The following is a 22,765-nucleotide window of genomic DNA, read 5'->3' on the forward strand; positions in this document are numbered from 1 at the left end:
ACTGGCAGCGATTGCCCAAAGCGGAGGGATCTGCGGCCTAAGACGGAGCCAGAGCCGCGTTCAGGGCCGTGCGGATCCTCTTTTCCGATACCGACCGCACGGTTCCCAGTTCCTGTGCGAAGAAGCTGATCCGCAGTTCCTCGATCATCCAGCGGACTTCGGTCAGCGCAGGGGGCGTCCCTGCGCCGGGCAGCAGCGCCGCAACGGCGTCGTCGTAATCGTCCTCCAGTGCCTGGACCACTGCCATCTGCTGGGCGTCACGCTGCACATTGGTGGGCAGTTTCTCCAGCCGCCGTTCGATGCCTGCCAGATAACGGGGGAGGTGCGTGAGCTGCGCGTAGCCGGTGCGCGCCACAAACCCCGGGTACACCAGGGAATCCAGCTGCGCGCGGATGTCATTCAGGGCGCTGATGAGGGCCAGCGACTGCGTTCCCTTGAGCGCCTTGGTGATCCGGCGGGTGCTGGAGAGGATTTTCTCCACTGTGGCCGTCACCGTGAAGACGGTGTCGATCAGCTCGGCGCGGACCTTTTCGTAGAGTTCATCAAACTCTGTGCGGGTCCACGGCAGCGCTTCCGGCGTCAGCTTGTCCACGGCGGCCAGGGTGCAGTCCTCGATCAGGGCCGCCACCGATCCGTGCGGATTCTGGCTGAACGTCAGTTTCTCGGCATTGCTCAGGTGTTCCAGAACGTATTTCGCCGGGCTGGGAACCCGCAGCACCAGCAGCCGGATCACACCGCCGCGCATCGCCACTGACTGTTCGCCGGCACTTTGGAACATGCGCAGCCCGGCAGTTTTTCCTTCATCCACCAGTGCTGGATAGCCGGTGACCATGTGCCCGGCCACGAGCCGCTGTACCTGCTTGTCGATGGTGCCGACACTCCACTCGGTCAGCCCGGTCTGTTCGGCCAGTGAGGGGCCCGACGACGCCGCACCCCCCGGCTGCCCTGCCCCGGCGTTTCCAGCCGGACCGGAAGGCTTGCCTCCGCGCTTGCCGGCCGCCTTGGGAGTAACGGTTTTGGGCGTGGCGCCAAGGGATTCGGCAATGGCACGCCGGGTGGCGGGGGCGAGGGATTCCTGCAGTGCGGCCAGGTCCTTGCCTTCGTCCAGGACCTTGCCGGAGCCGTCCACCACGGTGAAGCTCATGCGCAGGTGCTCGGGCACCGCATCCCAGTTCCAGGAGCCGGGCGGAATGATGTGGCCCTTGAGCCGGCGCAGCGCCAGTTCCAAGGAGGGCTCCAGTGCGTCCTGCGCGGGATCGAAGTCAGCGGCCAGGGCGGCCGCAGCCGCACGCGCCACATCCGGTGCCGGGATGAAGTTCTTCCGGATTGCCTTGGGCAGGGACTTGATCAGCGCTGTGATGAGCTCGGCGCGCAGCCCGGGGATCTGCCACTTGAACGGCTCAGGGTCCAGCTGGTTCAGGAACAGTACAGGGACCTCAACGCTGACGCCGTCGCCGGCTCCGGCTATGCCGGGGGAGAACTCGTAGGACAGCGGCAGGTCAAAATCGCCGTAGCGGAAGCTCTTGGGGAAGTCGTTTTCGTCCAGTCCGGAAGCGTCGTCGGTGCGCAGCGCATCAGGGTCGAAGTCCAGCAGCGCCGGGTTCTCGTGGCGGGCGCTCTTCCACCACTTGTCGAAGTGCCGCTCGGAGACCACGTCCTTGCCCACGCGCTCGTCATAGAACTCGAACAGTGTCTCGTCATCCACGCGCAGGCCGCGGCGCCGGACGCGGTTTTCCAGTTCTTCCACTTCGGCCAGCAGCGCCTGGTTGCGGTGGAAGAACTTGTGGTGGGTCCGCCAGTCACCTTCCACCAGGGCATGGCGGATAAACATCTCCCGGGAGAGTTCCGGATCCACGCGGCCATAGTTGATGCTGCGCTGGGGGATGACGGGGACACCGTAGAGGGTCACCTTTTCATAAGCCATGACGGAGCCGCGGCTCTTGGACCAGTGCGGTTCACTGTAGGAACGCTTGATCAGATGGGGAGCCACTTCCTCCACCCACAGCGGGTCAAACTTGGCGGCCACGCGGGCCCAAAGCCGGGAAGTTTCCACCAGCTCGGCGGCCATCACCCAGTCCGGTGTCTTCTTGAACAGGGCCGATCCCGGGAAGACCGCAAAGCGCGTGCCGCGGGCGCCGGAGTACTCCCGCTTGCGCTGGTCGTAGAGGCCGATGTGGCTGAGCAGGCCGGCCAGCAGGCTCATATGGATTTCTTTGTCGTGGGCCACCGGGTCCACCGGGCCGGGGGAGAGGGTGATGCCCAGCGGCTTGGCGATCTGGCGCAGCTGGGTAAACAGGTCCTGCCACTCGCGGATGCGCAGATAGTTCAGGAACTCGTTTTTACACAACCGGCGGAAAGCCGACGACGAGAGTTCCTTCTGCTTCTCCTGCACGTAGCGCCACAGGTTCAGGTAGCCGGTGAAGTCCGAGTTTTCGTCCACGAAGCGTTTGTGCAGCTCTGCGGCCTTTTGGGCGCGGGCGGCGTCGTCCTTCGACGGACGCTCACGCGGATCCTGGATGGTCAGCGCGGCGGTGAGCACCATGACTTCCTTGGCGCAGCCCCGCGCGCCGGCCTCCACGATCATCCGGCCCAGCCGCGGGTCAACCGGCAGCTGGGAGAGCTTGCGGCCCACCGGGGTGATGCCGCCGGCCGGCTGCAGGGCGCCGAGTTCCTTCAGGAGAGTGGCGCCGTCGTTGATGGCTTTGGAATCCGGGGGCTGGACAAACGGGAAATCCGCCACGTCCTTGGGCCCCTTGGCCACGCCCATGGCGGCCATCTGCAGGATGACGGCGGCAAGGTTGGTGCGCAGGATCTCGGGATCCGTGAATTCAGGACGGGACTCGAAATCCTCCTGGGAGTAGAGACGGATGGCGATGCCGTCGGAGACGCGGCCGCAGCGGCCCGAACGCTGATTGGCGGAGGCCTGGGAGATGCGCTCGATCGGCAGGCGCTGAACCTTGGTGCGGTGCGAGTACCGGGAGATGCGCGCGGTGCCGGTGTCGATGACGTATTTGATGCCCGGCACGGTCAGCGACGTCTCGGCAACGTTGGTGGCCAGGATGATGCGCCGGTGCTTGCCGGGGTGGAAGACCTTGTGCTGGTCTGCCAGGGAAAGCCTGGCGTACAGGGGCAGGATTTCAGTGTTGGCCAGGCGGGGCACCCGCTGCACGGAGGAGCGCAGGGCGTCGGCGGCGTCACGGATTTCGCGCTCGCCGGAGAAGAAGATCAGGATGTCCCCGGGAGCCTCGCGGGAGAGTTCCTCCACAGCGTCGCAGACTGCGTCCACCGGATCGCGGTCTTCCTCCAGCTCATCATCAATCTCTTCGTCGTCCGATCCGCCGTTGGCCGGCTGGTTCAGCGGGCGGTAGCGGATTTCCACCGGGAACGTGCGCCCGGACACCTCGATGATGGGGGCGGGTTTGCCGTCCGCGGCGAAGTGCCCGGCGAAACGTTCCGGATCAATGGTGGCCGAGGTGATGATGATCTTCAGGTCCGGCCGTTCCGGCAGCAGCCGGCGCAGGTAGCCGAGGATGAAGTCGATGTTCAGGCTGCGCTCGTGGGCCTCATCAATGATGATGGTGCTGTATTTCTTCAGCTTGCGGTCATGCTGGATCTCGGCCAGCAGGATTCCGTCGGTCATCAGCTTGACCTTGGTCTGCCGGCTGGTCTCGCCGGTGAAGCGCACCTGGTAACCCACCTCGGCGCCCAGTTCGACGTCGAGCTCCTCGGCAATGCGCTCCGCCACGGTGCGGGCGGCGAGCCGGCGCGGCTGGGTGTGCCCGATCAGGCCCTTCTCCGCCAGCCCGAGTTCCAGGCACATCTTGGGGATCTGGGTGGTCTTGCCGGAACCGGTTTCGCCCGCAATGATCGTTACCTGGTTGGCGGCAATAGCCGCCATGATGTCTTCGCGGCGCTCAGAAACGGGCAAAAGCGCGGGGTAGGAAATAGTCAGTGCCATGATTGCTCCCAGTCTAATCCCTGGAATCCGCGGCCTTCCCGTATTCCGCCGAGGGCTGGACATCGGCGGCACGCTGGAGCAGCGCTGCCGCAGCCCGCGCCCGATCGCGCATCTCGGCCGGTGCCAGGATTTCGAAGTCGATGTCCAGCGCGGCCAGACGCATCAGCGGCAGATCCAGGGAATCCCACCCGCCGCGCAGGATGGTGTGCCCCGGGCCGTCGGCTTCCAGGCTGGCTGCATCCGGCGGTATCCGGTCCCGGAGATCGGCGATGGGCGCCGCCAGCCGCAGTACGACGTCGTACCGGTAGGGAAAGCGCGTAATGGAGTCCTGGACATAGGCGGCCATGTCCTTGGCGGGCAGCGGGCGTGGGAAGAAACGCTCACGGATGGCCGGAATGCTCTGGCAGCGGTCCATGCGGAAGGTCCGCCAGTCCTGCCGTTCAAGGTCCCAGGCCGCGAGGTACCAGCGACGGCCGGTGCTGACCAGTTTGTAGGGTTCCACCAGCCGCCTTCCCGGTGCGTTGCCCGCCGCCGTGTAGCGGAACGAGACCACGCGCTGTTCGGCAATGGCCCCGGACAAAGCGGTCAGGGTTTGCGGATCCACTGTGGCTGCACTGCCGCCCAGCACGCTGACGGCTTGGCGAAGCGCAGAAAACTTGGGGCGCAAGCGTCCTGGCAGGACCTGTTCCAGCTTCGCGAGCGCACGCACTGAGGCTTCGCCGATACCGGACACCGGACCGGTGGCAACGGCGGCCAGCCCGAGGGCGACGGCGAGCGCTTCGTCGTCGTCCAGCAGCAGGGGTGGAAGCTGCGCACCGGATCCGAGCTGATAGCCCCCGGCAATGCCGGGGGAGGCGGAGATGGGGTAACCCAGGCTGCGCAGCTTGCTGATGTCGCGCCGCACCGTGCGCTCGGTGACCGTCATCCGGTCCGCCAGGGCTGCCCCGGTCCACTCGCGTCTCATCTGCAGCAGCGACAGCAGGTGCAGCAGCCTGGCCGAGGTTTCCAACATGGTTTCAAGATACGCCCGGAAGCGGACAGAAGCTGTCCTGATGTGCTTTTAGGGTGAGGGGAGCTGAGTGAAGGGGCGCCGGGACCCCGGCAGCCCCGTTGCTCTACGAGGGAAGGGGACGGTAATGGAGCAGGACAGGGACATGGTTGAGGAAGCCGCTGCCGAGGATGAGGGGAGAGGTCCGTCGGGCGGCGAGGGGCTGACACGCGGCGGCGCACTGGACATTCCGCGGCTGCTTGTCGACCAGATGCAGTGGCACTGGGACAACCAGGCGCGCCCACGGCTGGAGGGGCTTACCGACGACGAGTATTTCTGGGAACCCGTGCCGGGAGCCTGGAATGTGCGTCCGCGGCCCTCCGGCACGGACGCGGAGGCAGCCGGTAAGGGAAATTTCACGATCGACTTCGAGTATCCGGAACCCGTTCCCGCTCCGGTAACCACCATTGCCTGGCGGCTCAGCCACATCCTTGTGGGAGTGCTGGGCATGCGGAACGCGGCGCACTTTGGTGCTCCCGCGGTCAGCTACGAAACCTTTGAGTATCCGGGAACGGCGGCGCGGGCTCTGGAGGTGCTGGATGAGTATTACGGGACCTGGATCCGGTCGGTTGCCGCTTTGGACGAATCCGCGCTCGCCGCACCAGTGGGAGAAGCGGAGGGGAACTGGGCGCAGGCGCCGATGGCGGAGCTGGTCCTGCACATCCACCGCGAGATGATTCATCACCTCGCCGAGGTGGCACTGCTGCGGGACCTGTACGCACACCGGACCCCGAAATAACCAACGTGACCCGGCGAGTTGTGGAGCCGGGCACTGAAGACGTTGCGTGCGTACCGTCCGGTCGGTACGCTCAGCGGGACACCATGATGCAGCTCACACACCAAGGAGAAACATGACCGAAGCCCAGGACCCTCCGGTTCAGCGAACCGCCATTGTCACCGGATCAGGACGCGGCATTGGCGCGGCCATCGCAGCGAGGCTGGCGGCCGACGGCCACCGCGTGGGCGTCATCGATTTACGGGAAGAAGACACCGCAGAAACGGTGGAGGCCATCAACAACTCCGGCGGCAAGGCTGTGGGCGTTGGTGCTGACGTCGCGGATGCGGGCGCCGTCGAAGCGGCTGTGGCCCGGATCGCGGACGAGCTCGGCGCACCAACCATCCTGGTGAACAACGCGGGCATCCTCCGGGACAACCTGTTGTTCAAGATGAGCGACAGCGACTGGGATGCGGTCATGGGCGTGCATCTGCGCGGCGCTTTCCTGATGAGCCGTGCCGTGCAGGCACACCAGGTACAGGAGAAGTGGGGGCGGATCGTCAATCTCTCCAGCACCTCTGCCCTCGGCAACCGAGGCCAGGCCAACTATGCCGCTGCCAAGGCCGGGCTGCAGGGATTCACTAAGACGCTGGCGATCGAGCTGGGCCGGTATAACGTCACGGTCAATGCCATTGCGCCGGGGTTTATTGAGACTGACATGACGCGGGCCACCGCGGAACGGGTCGGAGTGCCGTTCGATGACTTCGTCAAGCACGCCGTGGCCGAAATCCCGGTGGGGCGGGCCGGAACACCGGCCGACATTGCCGCTGCGGCGTCCTTCTTCATCCGGGAGGAAGCGTCCTTTGTCTCCGGTCAGGTGCTGTATGTTGCCGGCGGACCGAGGGCTTAGCGATGGCGCACTTTAACTCCGTACAAGAGCTGGAAGCTGCCGTGGGGCAGCGCGAAACCAGTGAATGGATCACCATCGACCAGGACCGGATCAACCGGTTCGCTGACGCCACCGATGACCATCAGTGGATCCACACGGATCCTGAACGGGCTGCCGCAGGTCCGTTCGGCTCCACCATCGCCCACGGTTTTCTGGTCCTTTCCCTGTTGCCGGCGCTGGCCGCGGACCGGGTGAGCGTGGACGGAACCGTGATGGGCATCAACTACGGACTGGACCGGGTGCGGTTCCCGCACCCGGTGCCGGTGAACAGCCGCGTCCGGGCGGTATCCGAGCTGTCCAAGGTCGAGACCACAGGCCAGGGCGTCCGCGTTGTCACCGCGGTCACGATTGAACTGGAAGGGGCGGACAAGCCCGCGGTGGTTGCAGAGTGGATCACCCTGTACGTGCTGGCCTAAGCAGCAGGTGCAGCCAAAGAGACGGGCCCGCCGCTGATCATTTCAGCGGCGGGCCCTTCACTTGTTTATGCACTTGTTTATGCGGTTGGCGTCCCGGCGGTGGACAGGGAATGTTACTGCGGGATGCCGTTTTCCGGCATCGCGGGACGTTCTTCGGTGTAGGCACTGACCGAGTCACCGTCCGCGGAGTACGGCGTTCCCGTGTAGGCCTGCACACCGTCCGAAATCACAGTGATCATGCCACCGGTGTACCCGGCATGGCTGTCCCCGCTGAAGCCCAGCGGCACATGTCCGTTGCCCTGCACGTTGCCGGACTCCAGTGCCTCCAGCAGCGACTCCCGCGTGGGGTTCTCGCCGGCCTCGTTCAGGGCTTCGGCGAAGAGATAGCCAATGGACATGCCGAAGATCGTGTTTCCGTCGAACTCCGCGCCGGGGTTGTACTTCTCGTTGATCTCCTTGAATTTGGCCGTCCACTCATCGTCGGCGTCGGTATTGGCCGGGAGGTAGTTTGAGCTGATGAAGCCCTCCAAGAGCGCGTCGGTGTTCTCTCCGAGGTAACTGGACAACGTGTTGTAATCCCCGCCGGCAGAGGACGCCGCCCACTTCGGCATGTAGCCCAGCTTGGCAGCGGTTCCGATGGCCTGCGCGGTGAAGCCGTTGATCGAGGCCAGGAAATTCACATCGCAGCCGGCCGCCTGCAGGGCACTAATCTGGGCTGCCACGTCCGTGTTCGCCGTAGAGTAAACCTGCGCACTGGCCAGTCCGTCGCTGCCCAGCGCCGACTCGAGGCCGGTTTTGAAGTCCGCTCCGAAGTCGTCGTCCTGGCCGAAGAGACAGTAAGTGGCGTCCGGGAATTCTTCCTGCACATACGCAGCCAGGCCTTTGGCCTCGGTGTCATAGTCCTGCATGAAGCCGTACGTGTAGGGGTAGTCTTCGGGCTGGTTCCAGGTGGGGCTGCCTGAGGCGACAAACAGGTCCGGGACTTCATTGTCGTTCAGGAAGTCCAGCACGGAACTGTGCGGCGGTGTGCCGAGACCGCCGAGGATCGCGAACACTTCGTCCTGGAGCACCAGTTCGCGCACCACGCTCTGAGTGTTGGCCGGGTTGTAACCGTCATCCTTGACCGTGTATTCAATGGTGCGGCCGTGGATTCCGCCGTTTGCGTTCACATGGTCGAAGTAGGCCTTGGTGGCCGGCGAAATTGAGGCATATCCTGCCGCTGCCGGACCGGTCAGGGGCTGATGCGTGCCCACTTTGACTGTGCTGTCGGTGACACCCGGAACGTCTTCCGCCGCCGTCGAGGTGCCCTCTCCGGAGGACCCGCACGCCGCAAGAGCCATGGCAGCCACAGTGACTGCCGCGGCGAGGACATTGCGCCTGGACCGGCTCGTGCGCCCGGGAGCAGAGGTGCTGCGGACAGAACCTGAGTGCTGGAAAATAATCATCGTTGACCTTTCGTGGTGGACAGTGTTTCCGATGGAGGCTTGTCTGTTCCTGATGGCGGCTTGTCTGTTCCTGATGGCGGATTACCTGCTGGTGTGCGGGACTGCTGAACGGGTACGACGACGGCGGGGGCAGGGTTTGAGGGACCCGGCCCGGGAGAGACACGGGCCCGGATCCGCCGGCCCGCAGCGGAGAGCAGCCCCTGGATGCCGCGCGGGGCAAGCAGGATCACCAGCACGAGGATGGTGCCGAACACCGCTATGGCGAGATTCCCGTCCAGTCTGGAGGCGACGTCGGCGGAGACCGGCAGATCAGCGGTGAAGGAATTGACCGCGTAGGGCAGGAACACCATGACCAGGGCACCCCAGACCGCGCCGGTCAGCGACCCAATGCCGCCGATGACCGCTGCCATCAGCAGATAGAGGGACAACACCAGCGAGTACGCACCCGGACTGGCGCTCTGGGTGACGTAAGCGAGCAGGCCCCCGCCCAGGCCCGCTGCTGCAGCGCTCACGGTGAAGGAGATGATCTTGGTTCTGGCCACGTTGACACCGGAAAGCGCGGCAGCGGCGTCGTTGTCGCGCACGGCCCGCAGCTGGCGCCCAAAGCGTCCGCGCAGGAGGTTGTTCAGCACCACCATCACCGCGACCGCACAGATAATGGCCAGCCAGGCCTGCCACTGTTCGTTGCTGACGGTGCCGCGCAGCGCGGCCGGACGCTTCTCCACCGTGATCCATAAGCCCTGGTCCCCGCCCAGAACATTCGAGAACGTACTGGTCACCGCGGGAATGGCCACCACCAGGGCAAGGGTGAAGCCGGCCAGATAGGGGCCGTGCAACCGTCCGGCGGCGCATCCGATGATGAGGCCGAGGACGCCTGCTCCCAGCACTGCGGCCCCAAGCGGAGCCAGCAGCAGGAGGGGCCCTTCCACTTCTGCTTCGGCCAGCGCATTGGCACTGAGCGCGTAGCTGTAGGCACCGGCGGCCATGAGCGCCGCCTGGCCGAGGGAGAGCTGTCCACCCGCTCCGGTGAGCAGGGTCAGGCCGGCAACAGCGCACAGGTAGGCGCACGCGGTGGCCAGCTGGTAGGACCGAAAGGGATCCACGGCAAAGGTGAGGCCGATCAGTATTGCTGCCGCAGCAACGGCAACCAGGAGGGAAGTCCCCGGCTTCAACGGTTTCATGCCGTGCGCTCCTTCGTCATGGAGAACAGTCCGGCCGGTCGGAGCAGCAGCACCGCCAGCAGGAGGACCAGTACAGCGATGGGTGCGAGGGTGGCGCCCAGATATCCGCTGACCCAGCTGAGCACCACGCCTACGGCCAGCCCGCCGGCAACGGCTCCGCCTGCGGAGTCCAGTCCGCCCACCACGGCAACGGTGAATGCGTAGACGAAGACGGTGTCGACGGCATGCGGGTTCAGGCCCAGCTCGGTGGGAATGATCAGCAGTGCTGCCAGGGCGCCGACGGCGGACGACAATGCCCAGCCGAGTGTCAACATGCGGGAGGACCGCACGCCCAGCAGCCGGGCCAGATCCGGAGCGAAGGCCGAGGCGCGCAGCCGCAGCCCCAAGGCGGTCTTGGTGAACAGCAGGGCCAGTCCGCCGACGATCAGGCCGACACAGGCAAAGATGAACAGGTCGTAGGGGGAGACGGCGCTGACGCCGCCGATGGAAAGGGGTGTTGTGCTGAACGGTGTGGCCATTGATTTGTATCCGTTGCCGAAGATCATGCCCAGGACTGCTTGGATAACCAGCAGTATTCCCAGCCCGGCAATGACCGAGTTCAGGGGATTGGTGTTTCCCACAAAGCGCATGACCGTCCGCTCCACCAGAGCCCCGAGCAGCAGGCCGGTGACCACGGCGGAGGCCAGGCCGAGCCAGTAGTTGCCGGTGGCGCTGGTGACGGTATAGGCGATGTACGTGGTGGCAACGGCCATCGCCCCCTGCGCAAAGTTCACGATGCGGGCGGCGCGCCAAATGATGACCAGTGAGAGGGCAAAGGCAGCGAGCACAGCGCCGCGGGCCAGTCCGTCGACGGTAAGGAAAAGAAATCTGTCCATGTCAGAACCCCAGATAGGTGTGGCGGAGGTCGGTGTCCGCTGCCAGGTCGGCGGCGGGACGGGCGGCGACGACGGAACCCAGGTTGAGGACCACGCCGTCGTCGGCTACGGCAAGGGCGCTGCGGACGTTTTGCTCGATCAGAAGGACGGTGAGTCCGGTGTCGTCGCAGAGGCTGCGCAGCAGTCCCAGGATTTGTGCAGTGATGCGCGGTGCCAGGCCCAGGGACGGTTCATCAAGGAGCAGCAGCCGGGGACCGGCCATCAGGGCGCGGCCCAGGGCGAGCATTTGCCGTTCACCTCCGGAGAGCTGGTGCCCGGGTGCCTTGCGGCGCCGGTCCAGCGGTTCAAACAGTTCGTACATGCGTGCCAGCAGGGCTGCGGCCGCGGCCCGGTCACGGCGCCACAACCCGCCCAGGCGCAGATTCTCCTCCACGGTCAGTTCCGTGATGACTCCCCGTCCCTCCGGCACCAGCGCGATGCCGCGCCGCACCATGTCCTCCACTTTGGTGGCCGCCAAGTCGGTGCCGTCGAAGCGGATGTTTCCGGACGCCGGTCTCAGCTGGCCGATCACGGTGCGGAGCAGCGTGGTTTTGCCTGCGCCGTTGGCGCCAACGACGGCGGTGATGCTGCCGGCCTCGACACTGAGGCTGACGCCGTGCAGGACGGGAACCTGGCCGTAACCGGCACTGACCGAGTCCAGGACCAGCAGGCCGCTCATGCCGGCTCAACTCCCAGATAGGCATCGGTGACGGCCTGATTGGCGCCGATCTCCGCGGGGGTGCCGTCGGCGATCAGCTTGCCGAAGTCCAGGACCGCAATGCGCTCGCAGACGTTCATGACCAGGTCCACATGGTGTTCCACCAGGACCACGGAGCAGCCGGTCTCCGGGACCGAGCGGATGATTTCGGCCAGTTCGTCAATGTCTTCGTGTGCCAGTCCGCCGGCGGGTTCGTCCAGGAGCAGGAGGCGGGGAGAGCCGGCGAGGGCACGGGCCAGGGCCACCTTCTTCCGGATCCCGTAGGGAAGGGTGTCCGGCAACGCGGACGCGAAGGACACGATGCCGAGATCGTCCAGCGTCTGCAGCCCGCGCACGCGCAGCCGGGCTTCACCGCGCCGGGAACGAGGCAGGGCCAGGGCATCCTCCACGGGGTTGTGCCGGGCAGTGCTCTCCAACCCGAGCAGAACATTCTCCAGCACGGTCAGCCCTGGAAACAGGCCCAGTCCCTGCAGTGTCCGGGCGACACCCTGGCGCGTGAGCCGGTGGCGCCGCGGCTGGAACTTTTCGCCGTCGAGCTCCAGGGACCCGGACGCCGGAGTGTTGAAACCGCAGATCACGTTGAACAGCGTGGTTTTGCCGGCGCCGTTGGGCCCGATGATGCCGACGACGGCCCCGGGCGGAACGGTGAAGGACACCGAGTCCAGGGCAGTGAGTCCGCCGAACCGCACGCTCACGTCACTGAAGCGCAGGCGAGGGGTCAAAACCGACTGGTCGGTATGTAAAACTTCCATGAGTACTCCGTTGTCTCGAGAAGATTGCTCCGGTGAGTGGCGCGGTGCCGGGAACGCGGGCGCGTGTTCAGTTACAGGGTCAGCACCACCCGCCCTGCAGTCTTGCCGTCGCCCAGGCGCTGGACGGCGTCGGGAGCGGAGTCGAACGGTACGGTTTCGCTGACCACGGGCCGGATCAAGCCCTTGTCTGCCAGGAGCGTGAGCTGTTCATGGACCTCGGCAACCAGTTCAGGGGCCTTCTTGGTGTAAAGCGCCCAGTGGAGTCCGAGGAGTGAGTAATTCTTGACCAAAGCGTGGTTCATGCGGGCGGTCTGCAGGGTACCGCCGGCGAACCCGACGACGATGATCCGCCCTTCAAAAGCGATGCAACGGGTTGAACGTTCAAACGTTTCACCGCCCACCGGGTCATAGATGACGTCGGCTCCGCGGCCCCCGGTTGCCTCTTTGACAGCGTCGACAAAATCTTCGGTGCTGCGGTTGATCACGATGTCCGCTCCGGCCTTTTCGGCAATCCGGCGCTTGGCTTCGTTGCCCACCACCCCGATCACGGTGGCGCCGGCAGCCTTGCCCAACTGCACGGCTGCCGTTCCCACGCCTCCTGCTGCCGCATGGACCAGCAGTGTTTCGCCGGGCGCAATCCGTGCCCGGCGGTGCAGTCCGAAGTAGCCGGTCTGGTAGCCGATGCACAAAGCCGCGGCTTCCGCGTCGGAGAGGGACCCGGGCGCAGGGAAGGCCGTTGCGGCTGGAACCTGCACTTCCTCCGCCATGACGCCCAGATGCGTGGCAATCACGCGGTCGCCCAGCCGGAAGCCGGTGACGCCGTCGCCGATTCCCGTGACGGTGCCGCATAGTTCGATGCCGGGCACGAAGGGCAGCCCGGGCTTCTCCTGGTACTCCCCGCGGCACAGCAGCACATCAGGGAAGTTCAGGGCCACGGCAAGGGTCTTCAACACCAGCGAGCCCGGTGCGGCGGCGGGGGAGGGCTGATCCGTGAGGCGCATCGCGTCACGGGGTTCGGCGAGGGTGACGACGTTCCAGGCTTTCAATGTGCTGATCCTCCTGATGTGGCAGGCCGGAGCCCGGCGAGGTACAAATCGGTCAGTTGCTTCGCGACTTGCTGTTTGGTCAGGGGTCCGTCCGGCTGGTACCAATACGAGAGATAGTGCGGATTGGCGAAGAAATTGGCCACCAGGACGGCGGTGGGGATGTCGCTGCGGAAAACACCTTCGGCTTGGCCGCGGACAATCAGGGCGGCGAAGACTTCGCTGTAGCTGCGGCGCCGTCTCTTTACTTCTTCCAGCCGATCCGTACTGAGCATGTGCTGGGAACGGAAGAAGACGGCCCCTTCGCGGATCCATTCGATCGAAGTAATGAGGACGTCTTCACACGCCATTCGGACCGTTTCCTCCACCGGAAGATTCCGCGCCGTGATTTCTTCGAGATTGCGGTGCTGCAGTGTAAGGATGCGGTCATAGATGTCGAAGAGCAGATCGTCCTTGGAATCGAAGTAATGGTAGAGGGCGCCCTTGGTGACTCCGGCCGCGTCAACAATCTGCTGGACGCTGGTTTTGGCATAGCCTTGCGTGGCGAAGAGGTCCACGGAAACGCGGGCCAGCTGTTCTTTGATGTTCAGGGTCTTCATGGGGCGGTGATCCGTGTTTCTCGTGGCGGTGGTGTCTTGCCCGGTCGGGACGCTCCCTCAGTGAAGGAACCGACCGGTTGGTATGTGCCACACCCTACCGCTGACCAGACCGCCTTGCGCAAGGGTTTTCAGAAGTTTTTCGCCGGCACGCGAGAGGAAATACTTGGTGCTGCCCGCGGTTGCCGTGTCATCTCGGCAGCAGGAGCCCCCTCACAGCGGGCAGCGTGAGCTGCGGTTGATCCGTAACGCAAAAGGACCCCGCAACTTGTGCGGGGTCCTTTCGTGTCTCAATGTGCCCTCGATAGGATTCGAACCTACGGCCTGTTGCTCCGGAGGCAACCGCTCTATCCCCTGAGCTACGAGGGCAAGGACACCGGTAAACCGGCAGGTCCTGTGGGACTCAAGAAGCTTAGCAGGTCAGGCGCGCCGTGTGAAAACGCGGCGGAAATCAATAGCCCAGGAAGGCGTCCGTCTTTACGGAACGGGCGCCGGCACCGCGGACCGCGGCACGGGCAGCGGCAACAGCCGACGGCGATCCGGACACGTACGCCGCACGCCGGGCAGCGTCCGGAACCTCTTGGGCGAGCGCCTGAGCGTCCGGCAGCCCTGGGCCCAGCCAGGTCCATCCGCTGATCTTCGGATCGGTGGGCGTACAGACCAAAACGCGGATTCCCATCCCGTGCAGTTCCGCCGCATACGCCAGCTCCTCCACCGAGGACGCCGCATAGACCAGAACCACGTCGCGTCCGAGGGAACCCCCGGTGCTCTCCCCGGAACTCCCGCGGGCAGCAAGGGAACGCAGATGGCTCATGAACGGCGTGATGCCGACGCCGGACGCCATCAGCAGCAGCGGAACGTCCGGATCGCGGGGGAGCAGGAAGTCCCCGGCCACCGTGGTTCCGGAAATTACGGCCCCCGGCTTCAGCTTCAGGAGGGTGGACTTGAAGGAGCTGTACGGTTCTGTGGCACGCAGTCCCACGGCCACTGTGTCCGGCTTTTCGGGCGCCGTGGTGAGGCTGAAGATGCGGCGGGCGCCGCGGGCATCGGGGCTGGCGTGGGGCAGGCTCAGCTCCACGTACTGTCCCGGCCGGAACGTCAGCGGTCGCAGGGGCTCGAACACCAGCTCCCTCGCCGTGGGTGTCAGGGCCCGGTTTTCGCGCAGCCGCAGTCTGATGCCTGCACGCGGTGCCAAGGCAAAGGCCAGCAGGTTCCCGATGAGCAGGGCGAGCTCCGGGGACATATATACGGGTCCAAGGTTCAGCGGCACGGCGAACAGGACGCCGACGACGGCGGCCTCCAGCAGGCGCTGGACGCGCCGGGGCGGCAGGGTCAGCGGCTCGGACAGCATGAAGCCGGCAAAGAACAGCACCGGATAGGAAGCGATCAGGGTGGCAAGCGCCGTCGTCAGCGGTTCCCCGCCGGACAGGAACCGTGCCACGATGATCGCCCCCGAGGCCAGCAGGAACACGCCGGCCATCGGCAGCAGCCGGTTGCGGTAGAGGATCAGCGCCGCGGCGGGCAGGACCACTACGAGCATCAGCGGAGCCGCAACCCACCACACGGCGCTGTTGAGGCCCGTCACAGCCAACACTGCGGCACCGAAAGCGGCGGGGTTGAAGATGTGCCGGCCGTGCCACACCAGCAGGTACTTTGACGCGGTGGCGGCCCCGGCCGCGAGCGCCACTGTCAGCAGCTGGGATCCTTCGGTGGTGGGCCAGAACAGGAAGTAGAGCAACAGCCCGGTGATGATGGAGGAGTCGGTCTGCGGGCGGGTCCGGAAGAGCAGTCCCATGACCCGGCTGGCCACCAGGGCGGACACGACGGCGGTGGCTGCGGTGGCGGCGAGCTCGGCCGGGGTGTAGAACAGCTGCCCCGCCGCGGAAAGCACAAAGGACCATGCCGTCATCGCCAGCAGGAGCAGGGTGGTCAGCCGGTACATCGTCCAGCGGCCGGCGAAAGCGTCCAGCCTGCGGGACGCGGCGGACAGGGAAAGACTCATGAAAAAAGAACTCCAGCCATGGCATCTGAGAAAGTGGCCCGCCCGTCCGAAAACATCCGCACATAGTCAAAGGCGAATTCTTCGGCGAGCGTGCCGGGGTCGGTGAAAAACAGTGCGGTGGCCAGCCCGTCGGCGGTCATGGCGTTATCAGCCAGCACCCAGGCGGCTGCCACCGTCTCCACGGGACGGCCGGTCCCTGCATCAACAATATGGTGCAACCCGTCTCCCCATTGCCGGCGGTTGGACGCCGAGGCGCACAGCGCGCGGTTTTGCAGCGGAAGCACGCCGATGGCCTGCGTGGTGTCATACGGGTGTTCCAGGGCCACCCGCAGGGCACGGGGGCCGCGGTGCCTCAGGTCGGAACCGGCGTCCACTGTCAGCTCCCGGTGCCCGGCCGCGCGCAGCAGTTCAAAGACCAGGTCAACAAGCTGTCCCTTTCCCGCGGCACCAATGTCGAAGGTCACCGGCACCGAGGTGCTCAGCACGGTCCGGTCACCAAGCACCTGCCAGGACACCGAGGCCGCCCAGTCCGGTGCCGGGGAGGGGGCCGCTGCGGCAAACGAGTACGCCGCATCGTAGCCGAGCTTCTCCAGCGACGAGCCCACCAAAGGATTCACGGCGCCCCCGCTGAGCCGGTTCAGGGTATCGAAGAGGGAAAGCAGCGGTGCGGCGGACACCGGAAGGTCCACGGTTTCCGGCGACGCGGCAAGCGGTGCGATGACCGAGTCCTGCCGGAAACGCGAGTAGGTCCGGTCATAGGAATCCACCAGCTCCGTGACGGCTGCCCGTTCCTGCTCAGTCACCGGGGCGGCGGTGCTCACGGTCCAAGCGGTGCCGATGGCCTCGAAGCTGAAATCCGGCATGGAAGCGTCAGCTCGCGGCTTCCGTCCGGATGGCGTCCAGCGCCTTGTTGAAACCGGAGCTGGTCAGGGACGAGCCGGCAACCTTGTCCACGTCAAGCTCATCAAGGTTTTTGCCCACGACCTGTTCCTGGATGCCGGAGGTGAATTCGCGCTGGTACTGCTTGGATGTGGGGTTGTTGCCGGACGTTTGAACGTCCAGGGAGGTGACCACATTGCCTTCCAGCGTCAGGGTCACGTCCACTTCCTCGGTTTGGTTGGACGGGGGAATGTAGCTGCCCTGCGCGGAGTATTCCCCGTCGGCGTAGTTGCCGGTCCGGACAGCTGATCCGGCAGCCGGGGGTGCAGATTCCGGGTCGGCGGAGGCGCCGTCGTCGGCCGCCGGTGCGCAGGCGGCAGAGGCCAGGGTCAGGGAAGCGGCGGCGAACAGCATGGTCTTGTGTGAGGGGGTCAATTTCTCTCCTTGGAGGCGGGATCCCTATCCATTACAACGTATTCGGTTGCGCTTCGCCTGTGCGCGGGGTGTTGATTTGCCCACCGGGCGGACCAGGGGACAGCCGGGGCAGTCCGCGGCGTCGTCACAGTTCGCGGACCGGCACCTGCCCGGAGGCTATGCTTAACCGGTGACTCCTGAAGAACTTTCCTCCGCCGTAACTGCCTGCCTCCAAGACGCCATCGATGCCGGTGATTTCAGCATCGACGTGCCCCGGGAGGTGCGCGTGGAGCGTCCGAAGAACCGCGACCACGGCGACTGGGCCACCAATATTGCCCTGCAGCTTTCCAAGCAGGCCGGAATGAATCCCCGCCAGTTCGCGGAAATCCTCAAGGGACGCCTCGAAAAGATCGACGGCGTCGCGAAGGTGGACATTGCCGGGCCCGGCTTCCTGAACATTACGCTCGACGCCGGTGCCGCCGGTGAGCTGGTCAAGACCATTGTTGATGCCGGCGAGTCCTACGGCACCTCGGAAGTCCTCAAGGGCACCCGGATCAACCTGGAGTTCGTCTCCGCCAACCCCACCGGGCCCATCCACCTGGGCGGAACCCGCTGGGCCGCCGTCGGCGACGCCCTGGCCCGGATCTTCTCCTCCCAGGGCGCCGAAGTCACCCGCGAGTACTACTTCAATGACCACGGTGCGCAGATTGACCGCTTCGCCCGGTCCCTGCTGGCCTCGGCCAAGGGCGAGCCGGCTCCCGAAGACGGCTACGCCGGCGGTTACATCGAGGACATCGCCAACCGCATCCTGGCCGCTGAACCGGACATCATGGAACTGCCCGACGCCGAAGCGCAGGAACACTTCCGGGCCGCCGGTGTGGACTTTATGTTTGCCGACATCAAGGAATCCCTGCACAACTTCGGCGTGGACTTTGACGTCTTCTTCCATGAGGATTCCCTGCACGAAAACGGCCAGGTAGACAAGCTCCTGGAACAGCTCAAGGGCTCCAAGAACCTGTACGAAAAGGACGGCGCCTGGTGGCTGAACTCCTCCGAGTTCGGTGATGACAAGGACCGCGTGGTCATCAAGTCCGACGGCAACGCCGCCTACATCGCCGGGGATATCGCTTACATCCAGAACAAGCGCGACCGCGGCTTTGACCTGAACTTCTACATGCTCGGCGCCGACCACCACGGCTATGTGGCCCGGCTCAAGGCCGCTGCCGCCGCCCTGGGGCACGACCCGGAGTGCGTTGAGGTGCTGATCGGCCAGATGGTGAACCTGGTCAAGGACGGCAAGCCCGTGCGCATGTCCAAGCGCAACGGCACCGTGGTCACCCTCGAGGACCTGGTGGACGCCGTGGGCGTGGATGCTGCCCGCTACACGCTGGCCCGTTTCTCCGCCGACTCCAACATTGACATTGACCTGGACCTGCTGACCAAGCGCAGCAACGAGAACCCGGTGTTCTACGTTCAGTACGCCCACGCCCGCACCTACGCCCTGGCCCGCAACGCCGAGGCCGCCGGCGTGGACGATTCAGGGTTCGACGCGTCGCTGCTGACCCACCCCACCGAAGGTGAACTGCTGGCCGCGCTGGGACAGTACCCCGGCGTCGTCGCGCAGGCGAGCGCCTTCCGCGAACCGCACCGCGTGGCCCGCCACCTGGAAGTCATCGCCGGCACCTACCACCGCTGGTACGACGCCTGCCGGATCGCCCCCCAGGGCGACGAGGAAATCACCGATGTGAACCGCACCCGCCTGTGGCTGAACCTTGCCACCCGCCAGGTCCTGGCCAACGGCCTGGGCCTGCTGGGAGTCTCCGCACCGGAACGGATGTAATTCATGACTGTTTCCCCGCTCGCCCCCGAATGGCTCAGCTACCCGGCGGACGCCAATGCGCTGCGCCCGCAAATGTGGGCCCGCGACGTCAGCCGCGGCGCCAGCGGCGAACTGGAAGTGGCGGGAGTGTCCGTCTCCGCCCTGGCACGGGAGTTCGGCACGCCGCTGTTTGTGGTCTCCGAAGCGGACTTCCGCGCCCGCGCCAGGGACTTCAAGGACTCCTTCGACGCCGCCTTTGCCGACCTGTGCGGGGGAGTGGACGTCTACTATGCGGGCAAGGCGTTTCTCTGCACCGCCGTGGCCCGCTGGGTGCGTGAAGAAGGCCTGCGTCTGGACACCTGCTCCGGCGGTGAGCTGGCCGTTGCCCTTCGCGCCGGGATCCCGGGCACTGAATTGGGCCTGCACGGAAACAACAAGTCAGACGCCGAGCTGACCCGGGCCCTGGACATGGGCCTGGGCCGGATTGTCGTGGACAGCATGGCCGAGCTGCACCGTCTGGACGCCCTCGCGGTGTCCCGCGGCGAACAGGCCAACGTGATGCTGCGGCTGACGCCCGGAGTGCATGCGCACACGCATGAGTTCATTGCCACCGCCCATGAGGACCAGAAGTTCGGCCTTTCCATGGCACCGGATCCGGCTGCCGGCGGCGTATCTCCGGCCGCTGCCGCTGTGGCCGCTGCGCTGGAAGCCAAGGGCATCCGGCTGCTGGGCCTGCACTGCCACATCGGTTCGCAGATCTTTGAGCCGGAGGGCTTCGAGCTGGCCGCCAAGCGGCTGCTCGGCTTCCTGGCGGACATCAAGGCTGCCCACGGCGTCGAACTGCCGGAGCTGGACCTCGGCGGCGGCTACGGCATTGCCTACACCGAAGCCGACACCCCGCGTCCGCCGGCTGAAATTGCGCAGGCGATGGCCGCCGTCGTCGGCACCACCTGCACCGAGCTGGGCCTGGCCGTGCCGCGGATCTCTATTGAGCCCGGCCGTGCCATTGCTGGCCCCACCACCTTCACCCTGTACCGCGCCGGCACCGTCAAGACGGTCCGCGTGGACACGGCCGACGGCGGGACCGCCGAACGCCGGTACGTTTCAGTGGACGGCGGCATGAGCGACAACGCCCGCCCCGTGCTGTACGACGCCGACTATTCGGCAGTGCTTGCCTCCCGGACGTCCGAAGATGACGCCGTTATGTCACGCGTAGTTGGCAAACACTGCGAGAGCGGGGACATAGTGGTTCGGGACGTCTATTTTCCCGCGGACACCGGTGACGGCGATCTGCTGGCGGTTCCGGGAACGGGCGCGTACTGCTGGGCCCTGTCCAGCAACTACAACTACATTGCCCGTCCGCCCGTGGTTGCCGTATCGAACGGCGCTGCACGGCTGATTATCCGCGGAGAAACCGAAGAAGACCTGTTGGCCCGGGACGTTGACACGCCGGCGTCCGACCGCCCGAATCGCTGAAGGAGTAGGCACGCACCATGAAGACCCTCAAAGTTGCCCTGTTGGGCTGCGGAAACGTTGGCTCGCAGGTTGCCCGGATCCTCCTTGACGACGCCGAAGACCTGGCCTCACGCACCGGTGCCCGGCTGGAACTGACCGGCATCGCCGTGCGCAATCCGGACGCGCCGCGCGACACGGACCTGCCGCGGAACCTGTTCACCACTGACGCCGAAAAGCTGGTGGAGGGCGCGGACATCGTCATCGAACTGATGGGCGGCATGGAGCCGGCCCGCACGCTGATGCTGCACGCCATCGGACACGGCGCCTCCGTGGTCACCGGCAACAAGGCCCTGCTCGCTGCCGACGGCGCCGCACTGTTCGAAAAGGCCGACGCAGCCGGCGTGCGGCTGGCCTATGAAGCCGCCGTCGCCGGAGCCATTCCCATCCTGCGCCCCATCCGGGACAGCCTTTCCGGCGACCGGATCACCAAGGTCATGGGCATCGTCAACGGCACCACCAACTACATCCTGGACGCCATGGACAGCACCGGCGCCCAGTTCGCCGATGCCCTGGCTGACGCCCAGCGCCTCGGATACGCCGAAGCCGATCCCACCTCCGACGTCGAGGGCCACGACGCTGCCTCAAAGGGCGCCATCCTCGCCTCGCTGGCCTTCCATACCAACTTCGACCTGGCCAACGTCTCCTGCGAGGGCATCTCCTCCGTCACCGCCGATGACATTGCCGCGGCGAAGGACGCCGGCTTCGTCATCAAGCTGCTGGCCATCGCGGAAAAGCTGGACAACGACGGCGAGCCCGGCGTCAGTGTGCGCGTGCACCCCACGCTGCTGCCGCGCACGCATCCTCTCGCCGCGGTGCACGGTGCCTTCAATGCAGTGTTCGTGGAAGCCGAAAACGCCGGCGAGCTTATGTTCTACGGCCAGGGCGCCGGCGGCGCCCCCACCGCGTCGGCTGTGATGGGCGACGTCGTCTCCACCGCCCGCCGTCTGGTCCTGGGTGGACCGCTCGGCGCTGAAACGCCCACCGGCTCCGTACCGGCACTGCCGTTTGCCAAGGTCACCACCAGCTACAGCATCGGCCTGCAGGTCACCGACCAGCCGGGCGTCCTGGCTGCGGTGGCACAGGTCTTCGCCGAGCACGGCGTGTCCATCGAAACCATGCGCCAGACCATCCATGCTGACGGCACGGCCTCGTCCGCCGAGCTGCGTTTCGTTACGCACCGGGCATCCGAAGCTGCGCTGGCAGCCACCGTCGAGGCCATCAAGGGCCTGGACATCATCAATTCAGTCACATCCGTCCTGCGGGTAGAAGGGGTCTAATACCGTGGCTCATCAATGGCGCGGCGTCATCGCCGAATACGCCGATCGTCTTCCCGTAACCGAGAGCACCGAGATCATCACCCTCGGTGAGGGCGGCACTCCGCTGGTGAAAGCGAAGGCCCTCTCCGAACTGACCGGCAATGAGGTTTACCTCAAGGTCGAGGGCATGAACCCCACGGGTTCCTTCAAGGACCGCGGGATGACGATGGCCATGACGGCCGCCGTCGAATCCGGTGCCAAGGCCGTGGTCTGCGCCTCCACCGGCAACACCTCCGCCTCGGCCGCCGCGTACGCCACGCAGGCCGGCATCACCTGCGCCGTGCTGGTTCCGGACGGCAAGATCTCCATGGGCAAGCTCAGCCAGGCCATTGCCCACGGCGCTGAACTGCTGCAGGTCAACGGCAACTTCGACAACTGCCTGGATGTGGCCCGCAAGCTCGCCGAGGCCTACCCGGTATTCCTGGTGAACTCCGTAAACCCCGCCCGCATCGAAGGACAGAAGACCGCTGCCTTCGAAGTGGTGGACTACCTCGGCGATGCCCCCGATTACCACCTGCTGCCGGTGGGCAACGCCGGTAACATCACCGCGTACTGGAAGGGCTACCGGGAATACTCCGAGCCTTACACCAACGTCGCGGGCGAGGAACTGGCACCGGTGGCCACGAAGACTCCCGTGATGTGGGGCTTCCAGGCTGAGGGCGCATCACCACTGGTAAAGGGTCATCCGGTGACGGATCCGGACACCATTGCCACCGCCATCCGTATTGGCAACCCTGCCTCCTGGGAGCAGGCCATTGCTGCCCGCGACGAGTCCGGCGGGCTGATCGAAGCCGTGACGGACACCGAGATTCTCGAAGCGCACCGCTGGCTGTCTTCCCGGGAAGGCGTCTTTGTGGAGCCGGCCTCCGCCGCAGGCGTGGCCGGACTGCTCAAGAAGCACGCCGCCGGCGAGGCACCCACGGGCAAGAAGATTGTCATCACCGTCACCGGCCACGGCCTGAAGGACCCGCAGTGGGCACTGCGCACGGCCGACGGTTCCGAGGTTGAACCCACCAAGGTGGAGTTCGACGTCGTCTCCGTTGCCGCCGCGCTGGGCCTGGAAGCACAGGCTGCGGGCTAACAGA

General features: G+C 65.7%; 19 protein-coding genes and 1 tRNA gene. 7 read left to right on the top strand and 13 right to left on the bottom strand.

From position 1 onward, the window contains the following. Positions 1 to 37: 37 nt before the first annotated feature. Both hrpA and CXQ89_RS06035 read right to left on the bottom strand, forming a co-directional pair. A complete protein-coding gene (hrpA, locus tag CXQ89_RS06030) occupies positions 38 to 3,958 on the bottom strand; it encodes an ATP-dependent RNA helicase HrpA (RefSeq protein ID WP_104160568.1) in 3,921 nt (1,306 codons plus the stop codon). A gap of 13 nt (positions 3,959 to 3,971) precedes the next feature. Then, the gene (locus CXQ89_RS06035; protein WP_104052484.1) at positions 3,972 to 4,970 is read right to left on the bottom strand and encodes a YafY family protein; all 999 of its coding nucleotides are present in this window, start codon (positions 4,968 to 4,970) and stop codon (positions 3,972 to 3,974) included. Positions 4,971 to 5,094: 124 nt separating this feature from the next. Here CXQ89_RS06035 and CXQ89_RS06040 point away from each other — a divergent pair, with 124 nt between their 5' ends. From CXQ89_RS06040 to CXQ89_RS06050, 3 genes are all read left to right on the top strand, one after another. Then, positions 5,095 to 5,745: a DinB family protein gene (locus CXQ89_RS06040; RefSeq protein ID WP_308471675.1), complete on the top strand. Its 651-nt coding sequence runs from the start codon at positions 5,095 to 5,097 to the stop codon at positions 5,743 to 5,745. A gap of 112 nt (positions 5,746 to 5,857) precedes the next feature. Next, complete coding sequence (fabG, locus tag CXQ89_RS06045) at positions 5,858 to 6,631, top strand: 3-oxoacyl-ACP reductase FabG (RefSeq protein WP_104052483.1); 774 nt, start codon at positions 5,858 to 5,860, stop codon at positions 6,629 to 6,631. A 2-nt stretch (positions 6,632 to 6,633) separates the two neighbouring features. Next, positions 6,634 to 7,086 (top strand): MaoC family dehydratase, encoded by a 453-nt coding sequence (locus CXQ89_RS06050; RefSeq protein WP_104052482.1) that lies wholly within the window; start codon positions 6,634 to 6,636, stop codon positions 7,084 to 7,086. Between the two features lie 113 nt (positions 7,087 to 7,199). Here the strand turns inward: CXQ89_RS06050 and CXQ89_RS06055 are convergent, their stop codons facing one another. The 11 genes from CXQ89_RS06055 to CXQ89_RS06105 form a co-directional block, all read right to left on the bottom strand. Further along, the gene (locus CXQ89_RS06055; RefSeq protein WP_258059893.1) at positions 7,200 to 8,531 is read right to left on the bottom strand and encodes an ABC transporter substrate-binding protein; all 1,332 of its coding nucleotides are present in this window, start codon (positions 8,529 to 8,531) and stop codon (positions 7,200 to 7,202) included. Further along, positions 8,528 to 9,712 carry a branched-chain amino acid ABC transporter permease gene (locus CXQ89_RS06060; RefSeq protein ID WP_104160569.1) on the bottom strand — a complete coding sequence of 395 codons (1,185 nt, stop codon included), beginning with the start codon at positions 9,710 to 9,712 and terminating at the stop codon, positions 8,528 to 8,530. The genes CXQ89_RS06055 and CXQ89_RS06060 overlap by 4 nt, the downstream gene beginning before the upstream one ends. Then, positions 9,709 to 10,587: a branched-chain amino acid ABC transporter permease gene (locus CXQ89_RS06065; protein ID WP_104160570.1), complete on the bottom strand. Its 879-nt coding sequence runs from the start codon at positions 10,585 to 10,587 to the stop codon at positions 9,709 to 9,711. The genes CXQ89_RS06060 and CXQ89_RS06065 overlap by 4 nt, the downstream gene beginning before the upstream one ends. A 1-nt stretch (position 10,588) precedes the next feature. After that, positions 10,589 to 11,305: an ABC transporter ATP-binding protein gene (locus CXQ89_RS06070; protein ID WP_104052478.1), complete on the bottom strand. Its 717-nt coding sequence runs from the start codon at positions 11,303 to 11,305 to the stop codon at positions 10,589 to 10,591. Next, positions 11,302 to 12,096 carry an ABC transporter ATP-binding protein gene (locus tag CXQ89_RS06075; RefSeq protein ID WP_104160571.1) on the bottom strand — a complete coding sequence of 265 codons (795 nt, stop codon included), beginning with the start codon at positions 12,094 to 12,096 and terminating at the stop codon, positions 11,302 to 11,304. Before CXQ89_RS06075 ends, CXQ89_RS06070 begins: the two co-directional genes overlap by 4 nt. A 71-nt stretch (positions 12,097 to 12,167) precedes the next feature. Next, a complete protein-coding gene (locus CXQ89_RS06080; RefSeq protein ID WP_104160572.1) occupies positions 12,168 to 13,142 on the bottom strand; it encodes an NADPH:quinone oxidoreductase family protein in 975 nt (324 codons plus the stop codon). After that, positions 13,139 to 13,738: a TetR/AcrR family transcriptional regulator gene (locus CXQ89_RS06085; RefSeq protein WP_104160573.1), complete on the bottom strand. Its 600-nt coding sequence runs from the start codon at positions 13,736 to 13,738 to the stop codon at positions 13,139 to 13,141. Before CXQ89_RS06085 ends, CXQ89_RS06080 begins: the two co-directional genes overlap by 4 nt. Before the next feature lie 293 nt (positions 13,739 to 14,031). After that, a tRNA-Arg gene (locus CXQ89_RS06090) sits at positions 14,032 to 14,104 on the bottom strand. 82 nt (positions 14,105 to 14,186) lie between these two features. Next, entirely contained in the window at positions 14,187 to 15,737 is a 1,551-nt protein-coding gene (locus CXQ89_RS06095) for a ferredoxin--NADP reductase (protein WP_104160574.1), read from the bottom strand. After that, positions 15,734 to 16,600, bottom strand: a complete 867-nt coding sequence (locus CXQ89_RS06100) for an FAD:protein FMN transferase (RefSeq protein ID WP_104160575.1) — start codon at positions 16,598 to 16,600, stop codon at positions 15,734 to 15,736. Before CXQ89_RS06100 ends, CXQ89_RS06095 begins: the two co-directional genes overlap by 4 nt. A gap of 7 nt (positions 16,601 to 16,607) precedes the next feature. Continuing rightward, positions 16,608 to 17,051, bottom strand: coding sequence for an FMN-binding protein (locus tag CXQ89_RS06105; protein ID WP_237687158.1), 444 nt, complete (start codon positions 17,049 to 17,051; stop codon positions 16,608 to 16,610). Positions 17,052 to 17,220: 169 nt separating this feature from the next. Here CXQ89_RS06105 and argS point away from each other — a divergent pair, with 169 nt between their 5' ends. From argS to thrC, 4 genes are read left to right on the top strand one after another with little or no spacing between them, the layout of a single operon-like run. Beyond that, positions 17,221 to 18,870 carry an arginine--tRNA ligase gene (argS, locus tag CXQ89_RS06110; protein WP_104052471.1) on the top strand — a complete coding sequence of 550 codons (1,650 nt, stop codon included), beginning with the start codon at positions 17,221 to 17,223 and terminating at the stop codon, positions 18,868 to 18,870. 3 nt (positions 18,871 to 18,873) lie between these two features. Then, on the top strand, positions 18,874 to 20,325 hold the full coding sequence (lysA, locus tag CXQ89_RS06115; protein ID WP_104160576.1) for a diaminopimelate decarboxylase: 1,452 nt from the start codon (positions 18,874 to 18,876) through the stop codon (positions 20,323 to 20,325). A gap of 17 nt (positions 20,326 to 20,342) precedes the next feature. After that, positions 20,343 to 21,641, top strand: a complete 1,299-nt coding sequence (locus CXQ89_RS06120; RefSeq protein WP_104160577.1) for a homoserine dehydrogenase — start codon at positions 20,343 to 20,345, stop codon at positions 21,639 to 21,641. 4 nt (positions 21,642 to 21,645) lie between these two features. Then, complete coding sequence (gene thrC / locus CXQ89_RS06125) at positions 21,646 to 22,761, top strand: threonine synthase (protein ID WP_104052468.1); 1,116 nt, start codon at positions 21,646 to 21,648, stop codon at positions 22,759 to 22,761. Positions 22,762 to 22,765 lie beyond the last annotated feature (4 nt).

It is taken from the genome of Arthrobacter sp. ZGTC212 (genome assembly GCF_002929255.1).
Taxonomy (GTDB): Bacteria; Actinomycetota; Actinomycetes; order Actinomycetales; family Micrococcaceae; genus Arthrobacter_B; species Arthrobacter_B sunyaminii.